General features: G+C 72.6%; 21 protein-coding genes. 8 read left to right on the top strand and 13 right to left on the bottom strand.

All coding sequences use genetic code 11. The features are described 5' to 3' along the window. Window positions 1-111: 111 nt before the first annotated feature. Complete coding sequence (locus tag ACWGKQ_RS49170; RefSeq protein ID WP_453298633.1) at window positions 112-1,641, top strand: helix-turn-helix domain-containing protein; 1,530 nt, start codon at window positions 112-114, stop codon at window positions 1,639-1,641. A 144-nt stretch (window positions 1,642-1,785) separates the two neighbouring features. Here the strand turns inward: ACWGKQ_RS49170 and ACWGKQ_RS49165 are convergent, their stop codons facing one another. The 8 genes from ACWGKQ_RS49165 to ACWGKQ_RS49130 form a co-directional block, all read right to left on the bottom strand. After that, entirely contained in the window at window positions 1,786-3,018 is a 1,233-nt protein-coding gene (locus ACWGKQ_RS49165; protein WP_453298632.1) for a cytochrome P450 family protein, read from the bottom strand. Further along, window positions 3,015-4,241: a cytochrome P450 gene (locus tag ACWGKQ_RS49160; RefSeq protein WP_453298631.1), complete on the bottom strand. Its 1,227-nt coding sequence runs from the start codon at window positions 4,239-4,241 to the stop codon at window positions 3,015-3,017. The genes ACWGKQ_RS49165 and ACWGKQ_RS49160 overlap by 4 nt, the downstream gene beginning before the upstream one ends. Then, window positions 4,238-4,861, bottom strand: coding sequence for a GTP-binding protein (locus tag ACWGKQ_RS49155; RefSeq protein WP_453298630.1), 624 nt, complete (start codon window positions 4,859-4,861; stop codon window positions 4,238-4,240). The genes ACWGKQ_RS49160 and ACWGKQ_RS49155 overlap by 4 nt, the downstream gene beginning before the upstream one ends. Next, window positions 4,833-5,195, bottom strand: a complete 363-nt coding sequence (locus ACWGKQ_RS49150; protein ID WP_453298629.1) for a DUF742 domain-containing protein — start codon at window positions 5,193-5,195, stop codon at window positions 4,833-4,835. The genes ACWGKQ_RS49155 and ACWGKQ_RS49150 overlap by 29 nt, the downstream gene beginning before the upstream one ends. Next, complete coding sequence (locus tag ACWGKQ_RS49145; RefSeq protein WP_453298628.1) at window positions 5,192-5,614, bottom strand: roadblock/LC7 domain-containing protein; 423 nt, start codon at window positions 5,612-5,614, stop codon at window positions 5,192-5,194. The genes ACWGKQ_RS49150 and ACWGKQ_RS49145 overlap by 4 nt, the downstream gene beginning before the upstream one ends. Further along, complete coding sequence (locus tag ACWGKQ_RS49140; RefSeq protein ID WP_453298627.1) at window positions 5,611-7,134, bottom strand: ATP-binding protein; 1,524 nt, start codon at window positions 7,132-7,134, stop codon at window positions 5,611-5,613. The genes ACWGKQ_RS49145 and ACWGKQ_RS49140 overlap by 4 nt, the downstream gene beginning before the upstream one ends. A 219-nt stretch (window positions 7,135-7,353) precedes the next feature. Beyond that, entirely contained in the window at window positions 7,354-8,607 is a 1,254-nt protein-coding gene (locus ACWGKQ_RS49135; RefSeq protein ID WP_453298626.1) for a serine hydrolase domain-containing protein, read from the bottom strand. Window positions 8,608-8,773: 166 nt separating this feature from the next. Next, window positions 8,774-9,244, bottom strand: a complete 471-nt coding sequence (locus ACWGKQ_RS49130) for a hypothetical protein (protein WP_453298625.1) — start codon at window positions 9,242-9,244, stop codon at window positions 8,774-8,776. A 335-nt stretch (window positions 9,245-9,579) separates the two neighbouring features. Between ACWGKQ_RS49130 and ACWGKQ_RS49125 the strand changes: the two genes are divergently transcribed. After that, window positions 9,580-10,929: a transaminase gene (locus ACWGKQ_RS49125; protein ID WP_453298624.1), complete on the top strand. Its 1,350-nt coding sequence runs from the start codon at window positions 9,580-9,582 to the stop codon at window positions 10,927-10,929. A gap of 33 nt (window positions 10,930-10,962) precedes the next feature. Then, a complete protein-coding gene (locus ACWGKQ_RS49120) occupies window positions 10,963-11,403 on the top strand; it encodes an Lrp/AsnC family transcriptional regulator (RefSeq protein WP_453298623.1) in 441 nt (146 codons plus the stop codon). Between the two features lie 28 nt (window positions 11,404-11,431). On the opposite strand, the gene ACWGKQ_RS49115 is transcribed toward ACWGKQ_RS49120, so the two are convergent. Next, window positions 11,432-12,529 (bottom strand): PP2C family protein-serine/threonine phosphatase, encoded by a 1,098-nt coding sequence (locus tag ACWGKQ_RS49115; protein ID WP_453298622.1) that lies wholly within the window; start codon window positions 12,527-12,529, stop codon window positions 11,432-11,434. A 244-nt stretch (window positions 12,530-12,773) separates the two neighbouring features. Here ACWGKQ_RS49115 and ACWGKQ_RS49110 point away from each other — a divergent pair, with 244 nt between their 5' ends. Further along, window positions 12,774-13,688: a GNAT family N-acetyltransferase gene (locus ACWGKQ_RS49110; protein ID WP_453298621.1), complete on the top strand. Its 915-nt coding sequence runs from the start codon at window positions 12,774-12,776 to the stop codon at window positions 13,686-13,688. Window positions 13,689-13,732: 44 nt separating this feature from the next. Further along, on the top strand, window positions 13,733-14,053 hold the full coding sequence (locus ACWGKQ_RS49105) for a hypothetical protein (RefSeq protein ID WP_453298620.1): 321 nt from the start codon (window positions 13,733-13,735) through the stop codon (window positions 14,051-14,053). Between the two features lie 20 nt (window positions 14,054-14,073). On the opposite strand, the gene ACWGKQ_RS49100 is transcribed toward ACWGKQ_RS49105, so the two are convergent. From ACWGKQ_RS49100 to ACWGKQ_RS49085, 4 genes are all read right to left on the bottom strand, one after another. Next, window positions 14,074-14,961, bottom strand: a complete 888-nt coding sequence (locus ACWGKQ_RS49100; protein WP_453298619.1) for a Gfo/Idh/MocA family protein — start codon at window positions 14,959-14,961, stop codon at window positions 14,074-14,076. A gap of 47 nt (window positions 14,962-15,008) precedes the next feature. Beyond that, a complete protein-coding gene (gene tgmB, locus ACWGKQ_RS49095) occupies window positions 15,009-15,992 on the bottom strand; it encodes an ATP-grasp ribosomal peptide maturase (RefSeq protein WP_453298618.1) in 984 nt (327 codons plus the stop codon). 15 nt (window positions 15,993-16,007) lie between these two features. Next, window positions 16,008-16,199, bottom strand: a complete 192-nt coding sequence (gene tgmA, locus ACWGKQ_RS49090; RefSeq protein ID WP_089102565.1) for a putative ATP-grasp-modified RiPP — start codon at window positions 16,197-16,199, stop codon at window positions 16,008-16,010. A gap of 165 nt (window positions 16,200-16,364) precedes the next feature. Next, window positions 16,365-17,237 carry a fructosamine kinase family protein gene (locus ACWGKQ_RS49085; protein ID WP_453298617.1) on the bottom strand — a complete coding sequence of 291 codons (873 nt, stop codon included), beginning with the start codon at window positions 17,235-17,237 and terminating at the stop codon, window positions 16,365-16,367. A 210-nt stretch (window positions 17,238-17,447) separates the two neighbouring features. Here ACWGKQ_RS49085 and ACWGKQ_RS49080 point away from each other — a divergent pair, with 210 nt between their 5' ends. The 3 genes from ACWGKQ_RS49080 to ACWGKQ_RS49070 all read left to right on the top strand — a co-directional run bounded on the left by ACWGKQ_RS49080 (window position 17,448) and on the right by ACWGKQ_RS49070 (window position 22,197). Further along, the gene (locus ACWGKQ_RS49080; protein WP_453298616.1) at window positions 17,448-20,018 is read left to right on the top strand and encodes a glycoside hydrolase family 2 TIM barrel-domain containing protein; all 2,571 of its coding nucleotides are present in this window, start codon (window positions 17,448-17,450) and stop codon (window positions 20,016-20,018) included. Window positions 20,019-20,126: 108 nt separating this feature from the next. Further along, a complete protein-coding gene (locus ACWGKQ_RS49075) occupies window positions 20,127-21,515 on the top strand; it encodes a glycoside hydrolase family 43 protein (protein WP_453298615.1) in 1,389 nt (462 codons plus the stop codon). 235 nt (window positions 21,516-21,750) lie between these two features. Further along, entirely contained in the window at window positions 21,751-22,197 is a 447-nt protein-coding gene (locus ACWGKQ_RS49070) for a hypothetical protein (protein ID WP_453298614.1), read from the top strand. Window positions 22,198-22,321: the final 124 nt, after the last annotated feature.

The following is a 22,321-nucleotide window of genomic DNA, read 5'->3' as shown; positions in this document are numbered from 1 at the left end:
GTCCCCCGAGGGCCGCCGGCGGCGCCGTGCCCGGTGGCCGGGAGCAGGCTCCGTCCATCGGGTAACGTCCGTGGACCGAGGCCGACGCGAGGAACGAGGGGGCAGGGCGAGATGGCAGGCCGAGCAGACGGGGCCCCGCAACCTCCGGCATCCCACGGCGACGGCTGGGCCGCACGGCTCCTCGACCATCTGCGCCCCGGCGCCCGCGACCCGCGCCGGGTCGTCGCCTGGCTGGCCGGCACCGTGCAGGCGACCGTCTGCCTCCAGGACGCCGACGGCATCCTGCTCGCCGGGACCCGGATCCCCCTCGACGCCGGTCTCGTGGCCGACGTGGTCGCCGGGCGGATCTCCGCCGCCGCCGTCCAGGACGGCGACCGCCACCTGCGGCTGGTCGCGGTCCGCGCCCCCGACCCCCGTGCGGCGGCCGCCGGACTGCTCACCGTGGCCCGCGCGGCCCCCTTCGACCGGCGCGCCGCCGAGATCGTCACCCACACCGCCGGAGTCGTCGAACTCCTGCTGCGCGAGCGGGAGCTGACGGCCGCCGGGCACCGGCTCCGGCGGGCCGCCGCCGATCTGCGCCTCGCCATCCTGCAACTCCTGATGGTGGAGGACACGGTCTCCGCCCGCCGCGTCGCCGCCGGCCTGTGGCCCGGCCTGCTCGACACCGACAGCGCCTGCGTGTACATCGTCGAGGGAGACCCGGCGGAACGCGACGGCCTCGCCGAGGACTGCCTCGACGTCACCCGCGGCCAGGCCCTCGTCGTGCGCTGCCCCGCCATGGACGGCCACGTCATCATCCTCAGCCCCGCGCCCGCGACGGCGGAGCGGCTGCGGTCCCTCGTCGACGGCCGCCCCGGCACCTTCGTCGGCGGCAGCGTCCGGCAGAACCTGGCCCAGACCGCCACCGCCTACGGCCAGGCCGTCAGTGCCCTCGCCGTCGCCCACTTCCGCCCCGACCAGGCCGCCGTCTACGCCGAACGCACCCACCCGGAACGGCTGATGGACCCCACCGCGCTGCACGCCTGGTCCACCGCCGTGCTGCGGCCGCTCGACACCCTGCCCCACCACACCCGCGCGGAACTCCTCGCCACCACCCGCCTCGGCCTGGAGTTCACGGCCGTCAGCGCGGCCAAGGTCCTCGGCGTCAGCCGCAACACCGTGCGCGCCCGCATGGACCGGGTCGAGACGCTGCTCGGCGCCGACTTCTCCGACCTCACCGTGCGCGCCACCGCCCATCTGGCCCTCAACACCCAGGCGGCCCTGACCGAGGACCTCGCCGGCACGGCGCCGCAGCCGTCCGGCGTCCGTCTGGGCGACCTGCTGGCGAGTCCGGCGCTGCGGGCCTGGGCGCGCGACCTCCTGGACCGCCTGATCCGCGACGGCCGCGACCTGCGCGGCACCCTGCGCGCCTGGATCGCCGCCGGCGGGAACGCCGAGCGCGCCGCCCAGGACCTGGGCGTGCACGCCCAGACCGTCCGCGAACACGTGCGGGGCGCCGAACCCGTCCTGGAGCGTCAGCTGCTGGCCGCAGGCACCGACCTGTACGAGGTCGTCCTGGCCCACCTGGCCCTCGGGGACCTCACCGCCCCCGTCCTGCTCCGGGCGAACCAGGGCCAACCGGACTCACCTGTGCACGGGTGAGTCCTCGCCGTACCCGAACGGGCACCGGCGCGATACCCAACGGCTGGTTTCGGACGTAAGTTCACGTCGTGCGGGGGCACGACCGGAACGGGGGACCGGTCGCAGCCCCCGCCACCCCCGTGCCACTGCCCCCGCGGCGCCGGTTCACGCCTCCAGACGCACCGGGATCTCCTGCCAGCCGAACGCGATGAACGACGGCACCTGCCGCAGCTCGTCCTCCCCGACCGCGAGCCGCAGCTCAGGGAACCGCTCGAACAGCGCCGGCAGCGCGGCCAGCGCCTCCGCCCGGGCGAGCGGCGCGCCGATACAGCGGTGCACCCCGATCCCGAACGCCAGATGGTCGTCGGCACCCCGCGCGGCGTCGAAGGCGGCCGCGTCCGGTCCGTAGTGCGCCGGGTCCACGCCCGCCGCCGCGTACGTCGTGATGATCGCGTCCCCGGCCGGAATGGTCACGTCCGCCACCTTCAGGTCGCTCACCGCGAACCGCAGCGGCAGCGAGGCGATCGACGGATGCACCCGCAGCGTCTCGTCGATCACCGCGTCCCAGCCGACCGCCCCGGTCCGCACCGCCGCCAGCTGCGCCGGATCCGTCAGCAGCGCCACGACCGCGTTGCCGATCAGGTTGACCGTCGTCTCGAAACCGGCGCCGATCACCAGCAGCAGCGTGTACAGCAGCTCCTCGTCGCCGAGCCGGTCGCCGTCCTCGTCGCGGACCCGGATCAGCTCCGTGGTCATGTCGTCGCCCGGGTGCTCCATCTTGTACGCGATCAGCCCGCCGAGGACGGTGCCGATCCGCTCCTGCACGAACGCCGCGTGCTCGGGGGTCGGGTCGGAGGTGTCCATGATGGCCGCGATCAGCGCGCCGGTGTCGTCCCGCATCTCGTCGGGCACCCCGAACAGTTCGCAGATCATCCGCATGGGCAGCGGCTGCGCCAGCCCGGCCCGCAGGTCCACCACCGAGCCGTCGGCACCCGCCGCCGCCAGCCCGTCGAGCAGCTCCGCGGCGATCGCCGCGACGCGCGGCCGCATCGCCTCGGTCCGCCGGTGCGTGAAGCTCGGCGCCACCAGCTTGCGCAGCCGGGTGTGGTCGGGACCGTAGGCGGAGAGCATGTTGAACACCCCGATCCAGCTCACCACCCAGCCCCAGGAGGGGTGTTCGCCGATCTCCGGCCAGAGCCGCCAGTGCTTGCGCGGATCCTTGCTGACCTGGGGATCGAGGATGAGTTCCTTGAGGACCTCGTACCCGGTGGGTGCCCAGGCGGGTATGCCGCCGGGCAGTTCGACGGGAACGACGGGGCCGAGGGCGCGTAACCGTGCGCTCTCCGCCGGGATGTCGGAGCCGAACGGGTCGAGAGCGATGCGGTCGGTGACGGTCACGACGTCTCTCCAGGCTGGTCGGGGGAGCGGGGGCTGAACCGGACGGGCAGGGAGGTCAGCGAGCGGTGGAACGGGCCGGGCCGCCAGCTGAGTTTCTCGCGGGGCAGGACCGGGTCGAGGTCGGGCAGCCACAGGGTGAGCCGCTCGATGGCCTCGGTCGCGATGAGCAGCGCGTGGTGCCGGACCGGGCAGGCGTGCGGGCCGGCGCCCCACGACAGGTGCGAGGCGTCCGCGGCCCGCCGCCCGCCGGTCTCCTCCCGCTCGGCGAACAGCCCCACGGCGCCGAAGGAGACCACCACCGGGATCGCCGGCCTGACCCACGCCCCGTGGAAGGAGACCGGCCGACGCGCGTAGTAGATGCCGTAGTTGGCCAGCGGGGTCTCGTGGTGCAGCACCTCGACCACCGCGTCCATGACCGGGCGGGCGCCGCTGGTGAGCGTGGAGTAGTAGAGCGGGTTTCCGAGGATCCGGGAGAGCGCGTTCGAGACGAGGTTCGTGGTCGGCTCGTAACCGGCGCCCAGGGTGAGGAACACCTGCCAGGTGACCTCCTCCGGGGTCAGCTGGGCGGGATGGTCCAGGAGCATGCTCGGCAGGTCCTCGCCGCGCTCCTCGACCTTGGCGGCGATCAGCCGCAGCACGTACTCGACGAAGTCCGCCTCGCCCTCGGCGGCCTGTGCGCCGCCCTCCATCATCTTCAGGAGGCCCTCGTTGAGCCGGTCGCCCTGGCTGTCCGGCAGCCCGAAGAGGTTGTTGAACACCAGGGCCATCAGCGGCCGGGTGAAGTCGGTGACGAGGTCCGCCTCGCCCTTGGGGCCGAAGCGGTCGACCAGCAGCCGTACCGCCCGGTGCACCAGCTGGCGCAGGTCGTGCGGCTCGATCAGGTCGAACACGTCGATGAGGGTGGTCCGGTAGCGGAGGTGCGCGTCGGCGTCGGAGAACAGGGCGTTGGGCCGCCAGCGCATCATGCCGAGCAGCGGCGAGTCCTCGGGGACGGTCGCCTCCCAGCCCCGCGGGTCGTGCGAGAAGGTCTCGACGTCCCGCAGCACGTCGAGGGCGGCGCGCCGCTCGGTGACCACGTACGCGGGCGTGCCCGGCGCGAGCTCCGCCCAGCCCACCGGACCCTGGGCGCGCAGCGCCGCGTAGTAGCCGTGCGGGTTGCGGGCGAAGCCGTCCTCCCACAGCCGTACCGGGCCGGAGACGGTGAAGGACTGCTGGGCGGTCATCGGGCCTCCGCCGGCCGGTCGTCGATCAGATGCTGGACGAGGGCGAGCAGCGCGTCGACCGAGGAGTGGGCGTCCCGCGCGTCACAGGTCACCATCGGGGTGCCGGGCTCCAGGTCCAGGGCGGCGCGCAGCTGTTCGCCCGTGTAGTGGCTCGGCGCGTCGGGAAACGCGTTGAAGGCGACCGCGTACGGCAGCCCCGCCTCCTCCACCAGGCCGAGCACGTCGAAGGAAGCGTCGATGCGGCGGCTGTCGACGAGGACCAGCGCACCCAGCGCGCCGTAGGAGATGTCGTCCCACAGCGTCCGGAACCGGTCCTGCCCCGGCGTCCCGAACAGGTACAGCACGATCCCGCCGGACAGGCTGATCCGCCCGAAGTCGATCGCGACGGTCGTCGTCTGCTTCTCCCGTACCCCGTCGAGGTCGTCGACATGGACGGAGGCCTCGGTGAGATGCTCCTCGGTGTGCAGCGGGCGGATCTCCGAGACCGAGTCGATCAGGGTCGTCTTGCCCACCCCGAACGGTCCGGTGACCAGGATCTTCACCAGGTCGCGGGCGCCGTCGGGGAGATGGGTGCCGCCCCCGCGGGGCAGGTCACTGGTGCTTGAGGGCGCGCAGGCCATCGGCCACTCTCTTCAGCAGGTCGGGGTCGAACCGTTCGGCGGGCGGGATCGGCGCGCGGGCCTGGACCAGGTCCCGGTCGACGAGGTCGGCGGCCAGCACCCGGACGGCGGAGAACGGCAGCCGCAGCAGCGCCGCGGCCTCCACCACCGTCAGCGCGCCGCCGGACAGCAGCTCCAGCAGGGCCAGTTCGGCGGCCGGCAGACCGGCCGGCAGGGGGGCTTTGTCGCGGGTGAGCACGGTCAGCCGTTCCAGGTGCGGACGGCTGGGCCGGGCCACCCCGCCGGTCGACAGGTACGCGGGGACCAGGGGACGGCCGCCACGGCGGCCGGTCATGCCGGCGCGCCGCCGTCGGAGCCTCTGGGCGCGGCCGCCATCGCCTTCTCGCCCAGCCGGGCCACCTGCGAGTGCACGCGGTGCGCCAGCAGGTCCAGGCGCACCTCCGGGTCGCCGTAGGCGGCCACACAGGTGCCGTGGTCGGTCGGCACGATCAGCACGTACCCGTGGTCCGACTCGATGACCACCTGCCGCACCTCGGCCCGGTCCCGGTCCGCGAACGCGGCCGCCGCGGCCCGGCAGGCGCCCTGCACGGTACTGGTGATCGCGGCCACCCGCTCGGCACTCGCCTGCGAGAGACGGTCGGTGTAGCCGGTCGCGAGGCCGTCCCGGGTGAGCAGGACGGCGGCCAGTACATGCGGCACCTGCAGGACGGGGTCCAGCACCCATGCCGTCTCGCCCGCATCGCGGCTGGTCATCTGGCCGCTCCTCCTTCGTCGTCGGTCCGGTGGGTTTCGGGCGCGGCGGCCCGCTTGGGGGCCCGCGCGGCCGCGGTGCCGTACTGGAGGGCCGCGAGTGCGGCGGCCGCCTCCTCGGGGCGGCGCGCGCCCGGCTGTGGCTCGGGCGCGCCGGGGGCGGCGGCACGGTGCCGACGGCGCCGCTGCGGCAGCGCGCCCGGTTCACCGGGCTCACCGGGCTCCTCGCGGCCCGGGGCGGGGACGCGCTCGTGCTCGGCCCCCGGCCCGGACCCGCCGGATGCGGCGGGCACCGGCACGAAGGACGCCGAAGACCCGGCCGACGCCGTCTCGGGCAGCGCCGCCTCGGACCCGGCCGTCTCGGGCAGAGCCGACCGGCGCACGGGTGAATCCTGCGGGGACGGCTCGTGCACGGGTGTCTCGCGCACCGGTTGCCTGCGCGCCGCCTGCTCCCGGGTCGAGCGCGGGGCACTGGCCGACGGGGGCCGGTCGCCGGGGTCGATCCGGCCGAGCAGATGGCTGTCCACGCGCAGCACCGCGCGCACCCCGCCGTAGGGCGAGGGGGAGGAGACGTCGACGTTCAGGTCGAACTGGCGGGTGAGCTGGCCGATCGCGGCCAGACCCATGCGCGGCGGGTCACCGAGGTCGGTCAGCAGGATCGGGTCGCTGCCCGCCACCAGCCGCTGGGCGCGGGCCCGTTCGTCCTGCGTCATGCCGAGGCCCGCGTCGTCGACGGTCACGCACACCCCGTGGTGGACGTGCTCCAGATTGACCACGACATCGGTGTCCGGCGCCGAGTGGCGCAGCGCGTTGTCGAGGAGTTCGGCGACGATGATGGCGACCGGCTCGACCGCGTGCGACACCAGGGCGGTGCCCGGCTCCAGATGGTTGTTGACCTGGACCCGGTGGTAGCCGGAGAGCCGGGCCTGGCCGCCGGTGACGGCGTCCACCACATGGGACTCCTCGCGGGCCAGCCCCACCCAGGCCCCGCACACCACGGCCGCGACCTGCGCCCGCCGCAGCGACTGCTCGTTCTCGTGGTCCAGCGCGAACAGCGTCTGCGCCAACTCGGGATCGTCGTAGCGTTGTTGGAGCCCCCGCAGGGCGTCCTGGAGGCGGTAGAGGGCGGCCTGGATCTCCCGGGTGGCGCCCCGGAGACCGGCCTGTGCGGCCGCGTCGATCCGGATGCGCTGCGCGGTCAGCTCCTCGCGCAGCGCGGTGAGCACGTACTCCAGGGCGATCCCGGTGGGGGTTCCGGGCGTGTGCTGCCTGACCGGGCCCGGCACCCTCAGATGCGGGTGGGCGAGCTGGGCCGCGGCCGCGGGCATCCGGCGGGCGGCGAGATGCTCGACCTCGGTGATGAACGCGCCCTCGGTTCCCTCCAGTCGGGCGCGCAACTCCGTCACCTCGGCCCGCAGCGCCGCCTTCTGGTGCCGGGACCTGAGCAGGCTGCCGCCGAGAGCGAGCGCGGAGAGCGTTCCGGCGGCGAGACCACCGGCTACCAGTTCCGGTAATTCGATCATGGAATCGGTGTCCCAGGGGGAGTAGGGCAGCAGTGGGCAGGGGGGAGCCCGGGGCCCTCCCATGTGGCACTCGCAGCACAGTACACACCGTCATTGACCGGCCCCGCACGGTGAATCGTTACATCACTTCGAATCCGCTCAGTGACTGTTCGCTTCTGTAGTAAGTGTCGGAATTGCCATACGGGAACGGTGAGTTGGGACTGCGTGCGGTGCGTGTCGTCACCGCGTGGCGGAGGCCGGCACCGGCAGGTTGAAGACGTGGGCCGGGGAGACGATCCCGGTGACCGCCTGACCGAACAGGGTGCTGGGCTCGATGTCGCCCTTGTAGCTGATGTCGGTGTTGAGCAGGACGACCACGGTCGTCCGCGTCGACGGCAGGTAGATCGTCAGGGACTCGTAGCCCGGTAGCGAGCCGTTGTGCCCGATCCAGCCCTGGACGTCGAAGATGCCGAGGCCGTACCCGGCGCCCCGGATGCCGGTCGAAGGCGTGGTCAGCCGCTGCTTCTGGACGGCGGGGCCGACCATGGCCGTGCCGTCGGGGAAGACGCCGGTGGCCACGGTGCGCGCCCAGGTGTGCAGATCGTCCAGGTTCGAGATCATCGCGCCGGCGGCCCAGCCCCAGGACGGGTTCCACCCGGCCGTCTCCTCGACCTTCCCGGTCGCCGTCTGGTTCGTGTAGCCCTGCGCGTGCGGGGTGGGGAACTCGTTCCCGGTCGGGAACGAAGTGTGGCTCATGCCTGCCGGACCCAGGACATGCTGTTCGAGGTAGTCGCCGAGCGACTGCCCGCTCTCCTTCTCGACGAGCAGACCGAGCAGGATCAGGTTGGTGTTGGAGTAGTGGAACTTCTCCCCGGGACGGAACATCACCGGGTGCCTGAACGAGTAGGCGAGCAGCTGGCGCGGGGTGAAGGCGCGCTGCGGATCCGAGGTCAGCGCCTTGAAGAAGCCCGCGTCCTCGGAGTAGTTGAACAGTCCGCTGCGCATCCCGGCCAGGTCCCGCAGGGTGATCCGGTCGCCGTTCGGCACGCCGTCGAGGTACTTGCCGACGGGGTCGTCCAGGCTCACCTTGCCCTGGTCGACCAGTTGCAGCAGCGCGGTCACGGTGAACGTCTTGGTCTCGCTGCCGATCCGCATGTACAGGTCGGGTGACATCCGCTGCCCTGTCGCCTTGTTCGCGACCCCGAACGAGCGAACGTAGTCGCGCTGCCCCGGCGTCCACACACCGACGGTCACGCCGGGCACGTCCGCTTCGCGCATCACGTGCTGCACGGCCGCGTCGAGTTGGCGGGCCACCGCCGGGGTCATGGCGCGGACGTCCGGGCTACCGGACGGCGACGGGGTGGACGAGGGCGACGAGGGCGCGGCGAACGCGGCCGGCGCGGAGGCGGGCGCTGCCACGAGGGGCGCGGTGAGTGTCCCCACCACGACGGCGATCGCGGCCCCGCGGCGCAGCATGGCGGACGTGTGCGGCATGGGCTGACTCCAAGCACGTGAGAGCGAACGTGCGGTGGGGTCGGACGTCAGAACCCTGACTTCACAGGATACGAGTGAGCGTCCGATGCCGCCTGGCGGCCGGGGGACGGGAGCCGCGCGCCCGCCACCCCCGCCTGCCGCCCCGCTCCCGGCCCGTCCGGCAGCCTCACTGCTCCTCGTTCACCGGCCGCAGCACCGCCAGCGTGCCGTTGGCCTCCCGCAGCGCCAGCTCCAGCGTGCCCGGCGAGTGCAGCGCGCCGCTGCCGTCGGGCGGCACCAGCCACTCCAGGGAACGCGCGGGCCGGTACGGCGGCGGCACGGCCACCCATGCCCCCTTGCTCGTGTACCGCAGTCCGGCCCCGATCCAGCCGCCGTCCGGGTCGGGAGGCAGGAAGAACCCGACCCGGCGTGCCGCGGTGTCCACCAGGGTCGGCCCGGGCACCGGCAGGGGCGGCCGCCACAGCAGGTCCAGCGTGAGCAGACCGAGCCGGTCCGGCACGCTCAGCAGGTCCCAGTAGCGGCCCGCCTCCAGCAGCGAGACCCCCTCGCCGTGGTCCCACGTCCACTTGCACGCCCGGGGGTCCGCCGAGGCCGCCGCGAGCCATTCCACACCCTGCATCCACATCGTGTTCGTCATGCACAGCTCCGGGGGATCTTCACTCACCTGTTTCGGGCGCAGGGAACGACCGACACCGGGTACTCGGCGCGGCCGCCCGCCGACCCGGCATATGCATGCTGGTAGATATTTCTAACTGGCGGAAGGGGTGGCGGACCCTGGCGTTTCAGGGCGAATGTTCGAACACGGCACATCGGTACGGATGTCGTGCGGAGTGCCAGATCTTCCTGGGTGGGCGCGACACTCGATTCATTCGTCATGACGCTCGAATCGAGTGTCACTCCTTGATCTGTGGACAATATCGGCCGTACGCTCCCCTCATTCCGTCGCCGACCGCTGCCTGTCAGGGGTACTCCATGGACCGCACCCGACTGCCCGCCCTCCTGGCCCGCGAGAGCGCCGAGGCCGAGCGGCACAACCCCCGCTCCCGAGCGGCGTATGCCGATGCCGGTCATCTCTTCGGCCGGGTCCCGATGACGTGGATGAACAAGACCGCCGGAGCCTTCCCCCGGTACCTGGCGACCGCCCGCGGGGCCCGGGTCACCGACGTCGACGGGCACACGTACATCGACTTCTGCCTCGGCGACACCGGCGCGATGGCCGGTCACTCGCCGGCCGCCGTGACCGAGGCGGTGCACCGCCGGTTCGCCGAGCTGGGCGGGGCCACCGCGATGCTGCCGACGGAGGACGCGGAGTGGGTCGGCGCCGAGCTGACCCGCCGCTTCGGGCTCGCCCGCTGGAGCTTCTCGCTCACCGCGACCGACGCCAACCGGTGGGCGATCCGGCTCGCCCGCGCCGTCACCGGGCGCCCGAAGATCCTGGTGAACAGCTACAGCTACCACGGCAGCGTCGACGAGTCCCTGATCGTCGTCGGCCCCGACGGCAAGGGCGCGCCCCGCCCCGGGAACGTCGGCGCGCCCTGCGACGTCACCCTGACCAGCCGGGTCGCCGAATACAACGACCTGGACCAGCTGGAGCGCGAACTCGCCCACGGCGACGTGGCGGCCGTCCTCATGGAGCCCGCCCTCACCAACATCGGCATCGTCCTGCCCGAGCCCGGCTACCTGGAGGGCGTGCGCGCCCTCACCCGGCGGTACGGCACGCTGCTCATCAACGACGAGACGCACACCTTCTCCGCCGGGCCCGGCGGCTGCACCGCCGCCTGGGACCTGGAACCCGACCTGCTGACCATCGGCAAGGCCATCGGCGGCGGCATCCCGGCCGGCGCCTACGGCCTCTCCGCGGACCTCGCCGAGCGACTCCTGGCCCGCGACGACCTGGACCTGGTGGACATGGGCGGGGTCGGCGGCACCCTGGCCGGCAACGCGCTCTCGGTGGCGGCCACCCGGGCCACCCTGGAGCACGTGCTCACCACCGAGGCGTTCGACCACATGGACCGGCTCTCCGCACGCTTCGAGACCGGCGTGCGGGCCGCCGTCGAGGCGCACGGCCTGCCCTGGTCGGTCAGCCGCCTCGGCGCCCGCACCGAGTACCGCTTCGCCGACCCGGCCCCGCGCACCGGCACCGCGTCCGAGGCCGCCGCCGACCCCGACCTCGAGGACTTCCTGCACCTCTACCTCGCCAACCGGGGCATCCTTCTCACCCCGTTCCACAACATGGCCCTGATGTGCCCCGACACCACCGAGCAGGACGTGGATACCCACACCGAGGTGTTCGGCGCCGCCCTGCTCGAACTGGCCGGCTGAGGACAGGGAAGAGGAGGGGAGGACGCGGTGCACATGGACGACATCGACCGGGCCATCCTGCGCGAGCTCCAGACCGACGGCCGTATCGCCTACGCCGACCTGGGCCCGAAGGTCGGCCTCTCCGCCTCCGCGGCCCGGCAGCGGCTCCAGCGGCTGCTGGACTCCCGGGCCGTGCAGGTCGTCGGCGTCACCGACCCGATGGCCATGGGCGGCCAGGCGATGGCGCTGCTCGGCATCGGTGTGGACGGCGACCCCCGGGCGGTCGCCGACGCGCTCGCCGGACACCCCGAGGTGGTGTACTCCGTGTTCACCTCGGGCGGCTTCGACCTCTTCGCCGAGGTGGTCACGCCCGGCCCGAAAGACCTGCTCGACTTCGTCAACGACATGGTCCGGCCGATCGAGGGGGTACGCGAGGTCCGGCCCTTCCCGTACTTCGGCATCCACACCCACCGGTTCCTGTGGGAGGTGGGCTGAGAGCTCGGCCGACGGCGGTGCCGGGAGCTCAGCCGATCGCCGGGGTCAGGACGAGCATGGTGGTGTCGTCGCGCACCTCGTAGTGCCTGGTCAGGTCCGCCCACACCTGTTCGGTGAGCGCGACCGCGTCCACGCCGGCGAAGCCCGCGAGCCGCTCCGGGAGCGGATAGAAGCACCCGGCCCGGTCGCGTGCCTCCCAGACCCCGTCCGAGGCGAGGAACAGCCGGTCGCCCGCCCCCAGCTCGACCGTGATCTCCTTGGCCGCATCCGCCCCCATCAGCCCGAGGCCCAACGGGGCCCCGGATGCGACGACCACTTCCTGGGCCCGGCCGTCCCGCAGCAGCACGGGTGCCGGATGACCGCAGGCCACGAGCCGCACCGACCGCAGATCGGTGGAGAACTCGAGCAGCAGGGCCGTGGCGAACAGCTCCGCGTGCGGGATGCCGGCCGAGTCCACGGTCAGTCTGCGGTCCATCCGGGCCGCCACCGACTCCAGGTCCGGCAGGTCGAGGACCGCCTCCCGGAACGCGCCGAGCAGCGACACCACCGTGGCGACGGCGGCCAGCCCGTGCCCGCGTACGTCCCCCATCACCGCCCGGACCCCGTAGGGACCGTCGCGCACGTCGAAGAAGTCCCCGCCGACCAGCGTCCCGTGCTGTGCGGCCCGGTACAGCCCCACGCAGCCCACCGCACCGACCTGCTCCGGCAGCGGCGGCAGCACCGCCCGCTGCACCGCCTCGCCCACCGCCCGCTCGGTGAGCAGCTGGGCGTCCCGGTGACTGCGCACATAGGACACGAAGACGCTCAGCAGGGCCACGAACGTGACCGTGAGGAGGTCGGTGTCGCCGGGGTGGTTCAGATGGGTGGCGGGCACGTTGAGCAGCAGCACCACCAGGCAGCTGAGGACGGCCGTCGCCAGTGGGCCGTAGGAGAGGACGGCGAGCGGCGGGATGGCGCCGAGGAGGAAGCCGAAGTCGTGTCCGTCGGGGCTGATCAGCGTCGCCGCCGTCACGAGCGCGAGCAGTGCGACAGGCAGCACCCGGACCCAGCGTGGCGGCGGCGCACCCTGCAACCAGCCACGACCGTCCCGGTAGCCACGCGACGACCAGCCGCGCACCGAAGTCACATCCCTAAGCTACGCCCGTGACCGGTCACCTGACCCGCCCCGATCTTGAAAAGCCGCGTGCGGAAAACCCGTGGACGCCTCCGCCCCCGGGCCCCTAACGTACGACCGCACGCCCGAGACCGGACGGAAGGAGGCGAGCGTGATGTACATCACACCCATTCCGCGCTCCCTCCCCGTTTCCCGGGCGTGACAGGTCAGAGCTGACCCGGGAGCGCTCCCCGTAGCACGCATCCCGGAGGAATCCGTGACCGATCCGGTCATCCGCACGCTCGACGACACCACCGCCCACCTCTTCGACACCCTGCCCGACCCGCTGCGCCTGCGCGAACGGCACCAGCGCATCGGCACGGCTTTCCGCCCCGACTGGCAGCGCGTCGCCCTGCGCGACGGGCGCGTGGTCGCCCGGGCCGCCTGGTGGGGCGCTCCCGGAGCAGCCGAGCCGATCCTGATCAACTGGTTCGACGTGGCCGAGGGCGAGGAGGAGGCCGGCGCCGAGCTGCTGCGCGGCGCGCCCTGGCAGGTCCCTGAACTGGAACTCGACCTGCCCACGGGCTGGCACGACGACCCCGCCCTGCGCACCGCCGCCGAGACCCGCTTCACCGCCGCTCGCAAGGCCGGCTTCGAGCTCCTGGTGGAGCGTTACAACTACCGCTGGACGCCAGAGTGCGGTCTGCCCGAACGCCCCGGCCGCCTCGTCTTCACCCCCGAACCCGACGACCGGGTGTTCTTCGACGCCCTGCGCCGCATCCACTCCGTCACCCTGGACGCCCACGCCCGCCGGGCCATCGAACAGGGGGGAGTGGACCAGGCTGCCCAGGAGGAGATGGACTTCTTCCACTGGATGCCCTCGCCCCGCGAGTGGTGGCAGATCGGCCGCACCCCCGACGGCGAGCCGGTCGGCATCCACATCCCCGGCCGCAACCCGGGCGGGCCCTGCGTCGGTTTCATCGGCGTCCTGCCCGAGCAGCGCGGGCACGGCTACGCCTACGACCTGCTCGTCGAGTGCACGCACTTCCTTGCCGAGCAGGGCGCCGACTTCATCGCCGCTGCCACCGACCAGGGCAACACCCCCATGGCCGCCCACTTCGCCAAGGCCGGCTACCCCGTCCTCCGGGAGCGGGTGAACTTCTGGGCGAGGGCCGCTGTCAGTGCCGGGTGAGATGCTGACGGCAGGGTGATCGACAGCTGACGGGAGGAGTCGGCATGGGGTTCGAAGGTGACGTCTGGCAGGTGCGGGGCGGGCGGGAGCCGGCGGGCGAGATCGTCGTCGACGAGGCCGACTTCCCCTGGCTGCACGGCACCTTCATCCCCGGCCCCGGCTTCCCCGCCGTCCGGGACCTGTTCGCCCGGGAGCTGGTGCTGGCCGAGGACGAGGACTGGGAGGCCTGGGAGGAGGTCCAGGACGAGATCCGCCGCCAGGTCTCCCTGATCTCGCCGGACGGCCCGGTCCCCGAGTTCCTGCTGCACATCGAGGGGGACCGGGCCTGGTTCAGATGGAGCGACGAGCCGTTCGGCAAGGAGTAGCCGAGCGGCCGCCCGGCCGCCTAGCCGATGTCCTTGCCCAGCACGGTCTCCGCCTCCGCGAGGATCTCGGTGACCCGCAGGCCGAACGCCGCGTCGCACGAGTGTGCCCGCCCCGTGCGCGCGGCGCTCACCAGGGCGTCGGCGGCCCGGGTCAGCGCTGGGACGGCTCCTTCCGCACTCCTCGGAAGGAGCGTGACCCCCGACTCGCCCCGCAGCTCCACATCGGCCCCGGCCGCCGCCGCGGGCGCGGTCAGGCTCAGCGTCACCGTGCTCGACGCCCCGCCCGCGTGGTCGAGGACGAGATGCACGGTGTCCGCGGGCCCGTGCACGGCGGCCGCCACCCGCCGTACGTCGCCGAGGACCGGCAGCAGCACGGACAGGGCGTGCGGACCCACGTCCCACAGCGCGCCCTTCTCCCGCCGCCACGGCGAGTCGGCGAACGGGCTGTCACCGGTGAACAGCGAACCCAGCCACTGCGCCCGGGCCGTGAACCACCCCGCCGCGGCGGCCTGTTCGCCGATCCACGCCTCCGGCTCCTGCTGGAAGCGGGTGGTGAAGAACACCACGGAGGCGACCCGGGCCCGCTCGGCCGCCGCCACCACCGCCCGCCCCTCGGCGACGCCGATCGCGAGCGGCTTGTCCAGCAGCAGATGCCGGCCCGCCTCCGCGGCCCGCACCGCCAGTTCCGCCTGCACGACCGGCGGCAGCGCCACCGCCACCGCGTCCACGTCGTCGAGCAGCGCGTCCACGTCCTCGTACGCCCGGACGTCGAACTCCCCGGCCAGTTCCGCGGCGGCCTCGGGGCGGCGGCCCCACACCCCGGCGAAGTCCAGCGAACCATGTCCCGCCAGCGCGGGGGCGTATGCCGCCCGTGCCCAGGGCCCGGTCCCCAGCAGTCCGATGCGCATCTCCCGTTCCTTTCTCCGTACCCGGTCCCACATCGTCGCCCAGCCCGTCAAGGCGTCGCGCCCCGCACGCCGCCGACCCCCGGCCGGCACCGCTCGGTGCCGTGCGCGAGCCATCCGGCGATGGCCTCCGCGATCGGCTGACCGGTGTCCATCTCCACGAACCCGAACTGGCCCGACTGGTTGCACTCCAGGAACCACCAGATGCCGTCGGCGTCCTCCGCGAAGTCGAAGGCGCCGTAGGCCAGCTCGGCGTCCTTCATATACGTACGGACGGCCTCGGCGACTCGCGGCGGCACCTCCGCCTCCCGCCAGGGAGTGTCCGACGGCGCGAACCGGACGTCCACGTCGTCGGGGTGGGCGTCCGGGCTCACCGGCTTGCGGGCCGCCAGCAGCCGCTCGCCGACCACCGTGAGCCGGATGTCGGCCCGCTTGGCCACCCGCCGCTGCAGCAGCGTCGGGCCGAAGGCCACCGCCGCGAAGTCGGTGTCCGGCGCCACCCGGCTGGTCGGCACCGCCCGCGGCGGCTCCTGCGGATGCGCGCCCGACACCGGCTTGACCACGAGGTCCGGGAACCGCTCCGCGAACTCCCGGGCCGCCTGCGGAAACGTGGTGATCAGCGTCGCGGGCACGGCGAGCCCGCTGCGCTGCGCCAGCCGCAGCTGCCACGGCTTGTGGCGGGCCCGGCGAGCCGCGTCCGGATGGTTCATCCAGCGCGCCTCGGTCCCGCGCAGCATGCCGTACAGCGCCTGCTCGGACTCCTCGGTGAGCCAGCTGGACGGCTGTGCCGCCCGGGAGGCCGCGACCCCCGGCCTGCGCAGCCATATGGAGCGCAGGCCGTTCATGCTCACCAGGCGCCCGTTCACGGACAGATGTCCGCGATTGGCGCCCTGCACATACTCGCCCGACAGGGCCACACCGCTGGTCAGATCGGCAGGATCGAGGCGGACGACGGGCACTGAGGCCTCGTGCAGCCGGAGGACCACCATGTCCGCCGTCACGTCCTCGTCACTGGTCAGGATGAGCACGGTCATCGTGAAGTTCCGCGATCAGTCGTCGAAGTGCGTCTTGGAGCCCGCGGTGGAGGTCGTGGTCCCCAGGGCTCTGAGCGTTGCGTGATCGGTGGCTGCGATCCGGCCATCGTGGAGAACGTTCAACTGCAGTCCGGAGTCATACGCGTACGGAGTGGTGACGTCCAACTGCACTGCGGGGCGTGCGTAGTTGAGCGCGAACGGTTGCATGGTCTCTCCCTGTTTCGTTCTTCCATGCACTTATACGATTCGAACGCGTGGTTGGTTTCCTTACTCTGCGTAATCTCAGCCCGAATTAAGAGCTTGTTAAGGGAGAACCGGCGAATCGCTCCTGCACGTGGCCGATTTCACATTCCCGCCGGGCACATGACGGTGTCACATGTCCGCGAAATTCCGGGATGTCGCCAAAGCCTGTTCGGCGTAGCTTCGTCCGAAGAGCGCGGCATGCACCAGCAGCGGGAACAGCTGGTGCAAGCCGATTCGCTCCGCCCAGCCGTCGGCCGTCGGGGCCGCCTCCTGATAGGCCGCCACAATCCGGTCCAGATACGGGCAGCCGAAGAGGTGGAGCATCGCGAGGTCGGTCTCGCGGTGCCCGCCGTGCGCGGCCGGATCGATCAGCCGGACCCCGCCGTCGGCGCCCCACAGGACGTTGCCGTTCCACAGGTCGCCGTGCAGCCGGGCGGGCGGCTCGGGCGGCCCCGCGAGCTCCGGCAGCCGCTCGCAGACCCGCTCGATCACCGCGGCCTCGCCGGGCCGCAGGGTTCCCCGGTCGACCGTTTCACGCAGATACGGCAGCACCCGGTGCTCGGCGTACCAGTGCGGCCAGTCGGTGCCGGGTTCGTTGCGCATCGGGGCGAGACCGATCCAGGCGTCGCGCGGGCCGTCCGGCGGCGCCGTCCCGAAGGCCGGGGCCCCGGACGCGTGCAGGGCGGCGAGGGCGCGGCCGAAACGCGTCGCCGCCTCGGCGCTCGGACGTCCGGTGGGGACCAGTTCGGTCACCATCCACCGTTCGTCGTGCCCGAGCACCTCCGGTACCGGCACCGCCCCGGCGGCGGCCAGCCAGCGCAGCCCGGCCACCTCGGCCCGCACCGCCCCGGGGCCGTCGCCGCGCTTGACCACGACCGCGGAACCGTCCGCGAGCGTCACCTCCGCGAGCCCGCCCGACCGGACCCGCGCAGCGGAAACCCGCCGCCCGGTGAGCCGAGCGGCCACCGCACCCGGTCCCTCGCCGCAGTCGACCACGGCCACCAGGGTACGGTCCGGCCGGTCCGGGGCCCCGGTGCCGACGGGGACCGGAGTGGCTGAGGAGGCGTCATTGACAGCGCCCCGCCGTCCCCTAGCGTGGAGCTCCGCACAGCATGTCGCACTGCTTCCGACATCTCGAACGACCCTCCGTGGGGCGAGGACCGGGACCTCCTCGCCCCGCGCCCTCGACCCCGCCACCACGGAGAGCCGACGATGAGCGAGCAGCACAACGGCGGGGTGACCCGGCGTCAGGCCCTCGGGCTGGCCGCGGCAGCGGCGGCGGCGCTGGAGGGCGGCCTGTCGGCGTCGCAGGCGGCGGCGAGCGGGGGCGGTGGTCCGCGTGAGCGGTCCTTCGACGAGGGCTGGCTGTTCCTGCGCGGCGACGCCGACGGGGCGCACGAGCCGTCGTACGACGACAGCGCCTGGCGCCCGCTGGACCTCCCGCACGACTGGAGCATCGAGGACCTGCCCTACGCCACCTCCACGGACGGTGCCGCCACCAGCGATCCGTCCCTGCTGGTCGTCAAGGACCCGGACCCGGACCAGCCCGGGGTCCCGCAGGTGATCGGTCCGTTCGACACCGCGCGCAGCCAGAACGGCGGCTCGACCGGCTACACCGTCGGCGGCACCGGCTGGTACCGCAAGCACTTCGCGGCACCGTCCGGCCATGCCGAACTGCGCTTCGACGGCGTCTACCAGAACGCCGACGTCTGGCTCAACGGCGCACACCTCGGCTTCCACCCCTACGGCTACACGTCGTTCGCGTACGACCTCACCCCGCATCTCGACCGCACCGGCCCGAACGTGCTCGCCGTGCGGGTCGACAACAGCGGCCGGAACAGCCGGTGGTACTCGGGCTCGGGCATCTACCGCCACACCTGGCTCACCGTGACCGGTCCGGTCCGCATCCCCCTCTGGGGCGTCCATGTGACCACGCCCGAGGTGGCCGCCGGCCGCTCGGTGGCGCATGTCGAGGTGACGGTCGAGGGCGGCCCGGCGGACGTGCGGGTCACCGTCCTCGACCCGCACGGCGACCCGGTGTCGACCCGGCGGACCCCCGCCGACGTGCACGGCACCGCCGCCCTCGACCTGCCGATCCGCGCCGCCGCCCTGTGGTCCACGGACTCGCCCAGCCTCTACACCGCCCGCGCCGAGGTACTGGTCCACGACCGGGTCGTCGACACCGTGACGACCGCCTTCGGGATCCGCTCCCTGGTCTGGAACGGCGAGGTCGGCTTCCGGCTCAACGGCGAGACCGTCAAGATCGCCGGCGGCTGCGTGCACCACGACCACGGGCCGCTGGGCGCCGTCGCCCTCGGCCGCTCCGAGGAACGCCGGGTCGAACTCCTCAAGGCGGCCGGCTTCAACGCCGTCCGCACCGCCCACAACCCGCCGACCCCCGCCCTCCTCGACGCCTGCGACCGGCTCGGCATGCTGGTGATGGACGAGTTCTTCGACGTCTGGGACACCGGCAAGAACCCGCAGGACTACGCGCGCTACTTCGCCGAGTGGTGGGAACGCGACCTGACCGGCACCGTCCTGCGCGACCGCAACCACCCCAGCGTGGTCATCTGGTCCCTCGGCAACGAGATCACCGACACCACGAACGGCGAGCGCGGTGCCCAGCTCGCCGCCGCGCTGCGCGCCCTCGACCCGACCCGCCCGATCACCCTGGGCGGCGGCTCCACCTTCAGCGCCGACGACCCGTCCTGGAGCTATGTCGACGTCGGCGACGTCCACTACAACGCCAACGGCAAGACGTACGGCCCGATGCACGCCGCCCACCCCGAACGGGCGATGACCCAGAGCGAGGGCTTCCCGGCCACCATCCACCAGGACACCGCGTTCGTGGCGGCGAACACCTGGGCCGTCGGCAACTGGGTCTGGGCCGCCTGGGACTACCTCGGCGAGTCCGGCATCGGCAAGACGCCCATGGCCCCCGAGGGCACGGCCGCGTCCATCGGCGACCAGAGCGTCCTGCCCGGCTGGTCGACCGCCCGTACGCTCCACCACTCCTGGGGCGGCTTCGGCTACCCGTACCCCTACTTCCAGGGCAACTGCGGCGACCTGGACCTCATCGGGCAGCGCAAACCGCAGAACCACTGGCGGGCCGCGCTCACCGGCCGCAGCCCGGTCGAGCTGCTGGTGGAGCGCCCGGCGCTGCCCGGTACCGAGCAGGTCGCCGTCTGGTGGGGCTACTTCGACGAACTCGCCGGCTGGACCTGGGACGTGGACCCCGGCCACCCGATGACCGTGCACGTCTACACGGCGGGCGACAGCGCCCGGATCCTCCTCGACGGAGAGGAACTCGCGGCGGCCGTACCCGAACGGGCCATGGCCACCTTCACCGTGCCCTACCGGCCCGGCGAGCTGACGGCCGTCGCCCACCGCGACGGCAGGGAGATCGGCCGTACGACCCTGCGCACGGCCGGCGCCCCGGCCGCCCTGCGGCTGGTCTCCGACGTACGGTCCCTGATCACCGGACGCGACGAACTCGCCCACGTCCTGGTGGAGGTGGTCGACCGGGACGGCCTGCCGGTCCCGGACGCGACGCTCCGGGTCGACTTCGGCGTCCGCGGTGCCGGGGAACTCGTCGGCGTGGCCAACGGCAACCCGCACAACGCGGACAGCTTCAAGCAGCCCCGCCGCCACACCTGGCACGGCCGGGCCCTGGCCGTGCTGCGCCCCGCGAAGCGGCAGGGGCGCCTCACGCTCACCGCCACGGCGCCCGGTCTGCGGCCCGCGACCCTCAGGCTCCCGGTGCACACAGCGAATTCCCAGTAACTCCCTTGTTACGCAAGCATTGACGCGCCCCACGCGTCCCTCTAGTTTCTGATCGGTTTCCCGAACTGCGTCCGAAATCCCGGACATCCCCCCTCGTCTGGAGCGCACATGAACGGCACCCCCCTGTCGCGCCGCCACTTCCTCGGTGCGGCCGCGACCGTCCCCCTCGCCGCCACCGGCGCCCTCGCCCTCGGCGCCGGAACCGCCCGGGCCGCGACCAACTCGGCCTACGTGATGTGCTACTTCACCGAGTCCCCGGACATGCTGGCCGCCAACTACGGCCTGCACCTGGCCGTCAGCACCGACGGCCTCCAGTGGACCCCGCTCAACCAGAACGCCCCCGTCGCCACCCCGACCGCGGGCTCCCTCGGCCTGCGCGACCCGTTCATCCTGCGCAAGCAGGACGGCACCTTCGTCGTCCTCGCCACCGACCTGTACGGCACCGACTGGACGTACGTCAGCCAGTACATCCACGTCTGGGACTCCACCGACCTGCGCACCTTCACCGGGTACCGGCGGATGAAGCTGCACGACATGGACACCCACGCCTGGGCGCCCGAGGCCTTCTGGGACGCGGGACGCGGCACGTACGGCGTCATCTACTCCGCCGTCAACGACAGCGGCCACAACGTCATCATGATCAACTACACCGGCGACTTCATCACCGCCGGCGACCCCCAGGTCTTCTTCGACCCCGGCTACGACGTCATCGACGGCGACCTCGCGGTCGGTGTCAGCGGCGTCAACTACCTGTACTTCAAGAAGAACTCGACCCTCGTCGGGGCCCGCTCCACCTCACTGGACCCCGGCAGCTTCACCGAGTTCTCCACGGCCGTCTCGCACAACGGCACCGAGGCCCCGACCCTGGTCAAGTCCCTGACGTCCAGCTCCACCTGGTACCTCTGGGGAGACACCTGGGACCCCAACGGCGTCTTCTACGCCTGGCAGACCAGCGCCCTGTCCGCCGGCACCTGGACCGCCCTCGACCAGAAGACCTACACCCAGCCGCTCAACTCCAAGCACTGCGGCATCCAGCCCATCACCGCGACCGAGTACAACAACCTCGTCGCCAAGTGGGGCACCCCCGCCTGGAACCGGCTGAAGTCCTACAACTACCCGGCCAGATACGTCCGGCACAGCAACTTCATCGGCCGGATCGACGAGTACGCCTTCGACCCGTACACCGACGGCATGTGGACCCTGGTCCCGGGCCTCGCCGACAGCAGCGGCGTGTCCTTCCGGTCGGTGAACTACCCCACCCGCTACCTGCGCCACTACAACTACCAGCTCCAGCTCGACGAGAACGACAGCACCACGGCGTTCGCCCAGGACGCCACGTTCTACCGGACGGCCGGCCTCGCCGACTCCTCCTGGTCCTCGTTCCGCTCGTACAACTACCCGACGCGCTACATCCGCCATTCCGACTACGTGCTGCGCATCGATCCCGTCTCCACGACCACGGACCAGGCCGACGCCACCTTCTACGTGGGCTACTGACACCACGGCGGGCCCGTCACGCGGCGACACGCCGACGACGGGCCCAGGACCGCCCGAATGGCGGTGTGTCCCCGGGCGGGATTGACCCAGCCGGGCGGTGTTGGGCGTGTCGTCACCACGGATGGGCGGCCTGGATGGTGCGAGCCGCGGGGCTGGCTGACGGTGGTTCATGTCGGGGCCGGGTCGTTACAGCTGATGGAGTATCGGCGCCCGGCCACGGCGGAAGGACATCGAGATGCGTTCTGCCCGCATGATCCTCGCGACGACGGCCGCCACCGCGGCCCTCGCGTTCTCCGCCCCAGCCGCCCAGGCCGCGGGCTCGGGGGACCAGAACGACGGAGGCCGCGACGACTCTTCCTACAGCAGCAGCAACAGCAAGTTCGACCCCGAGACCTACAAGGGCCAGGACGACGAGGAGAAGGGGGACCAGGGAGGCAAGCAGGACCAGGGAGGCAAGCAGGACCAAGGGGGCAAGCAGGACCAGGGAGGCAGAGGGAAGGACGAGGGCGGCTCGTCGTGGGGCGACGACGAGGAGAGCGACCGGCCGCACGGCGGTATGCACACCGGCGGCGGCGGCCTCGCCACGCCCGGCGTCACCGCCGGCGGACTGGCCGTCCTCGGCGTAGCGGCCACCGGTGCCTACGCGCTGCGGCGCAGGAGAGTCGCCGGGCCCGTGTCCTGATGGGCCAAGGCATACGGGGGCCGCGGTGGCCACGGCGCGCCACACGGCGACCGCACCGCCCCCCCAGTGTCCCCCCCCCCCCCAGCACTGAACCACAAAGGGAGACCAGAATGGCGACGGCCCC

Source organism: Streptomyces sp. NPDC054770 (assembly GCF_053611985.1).
The sequence above is the reverse complement of the archived record's forward strand: the minus strand, read 5'-3'. Positions and strand labels throughout refer to the sequence as shown.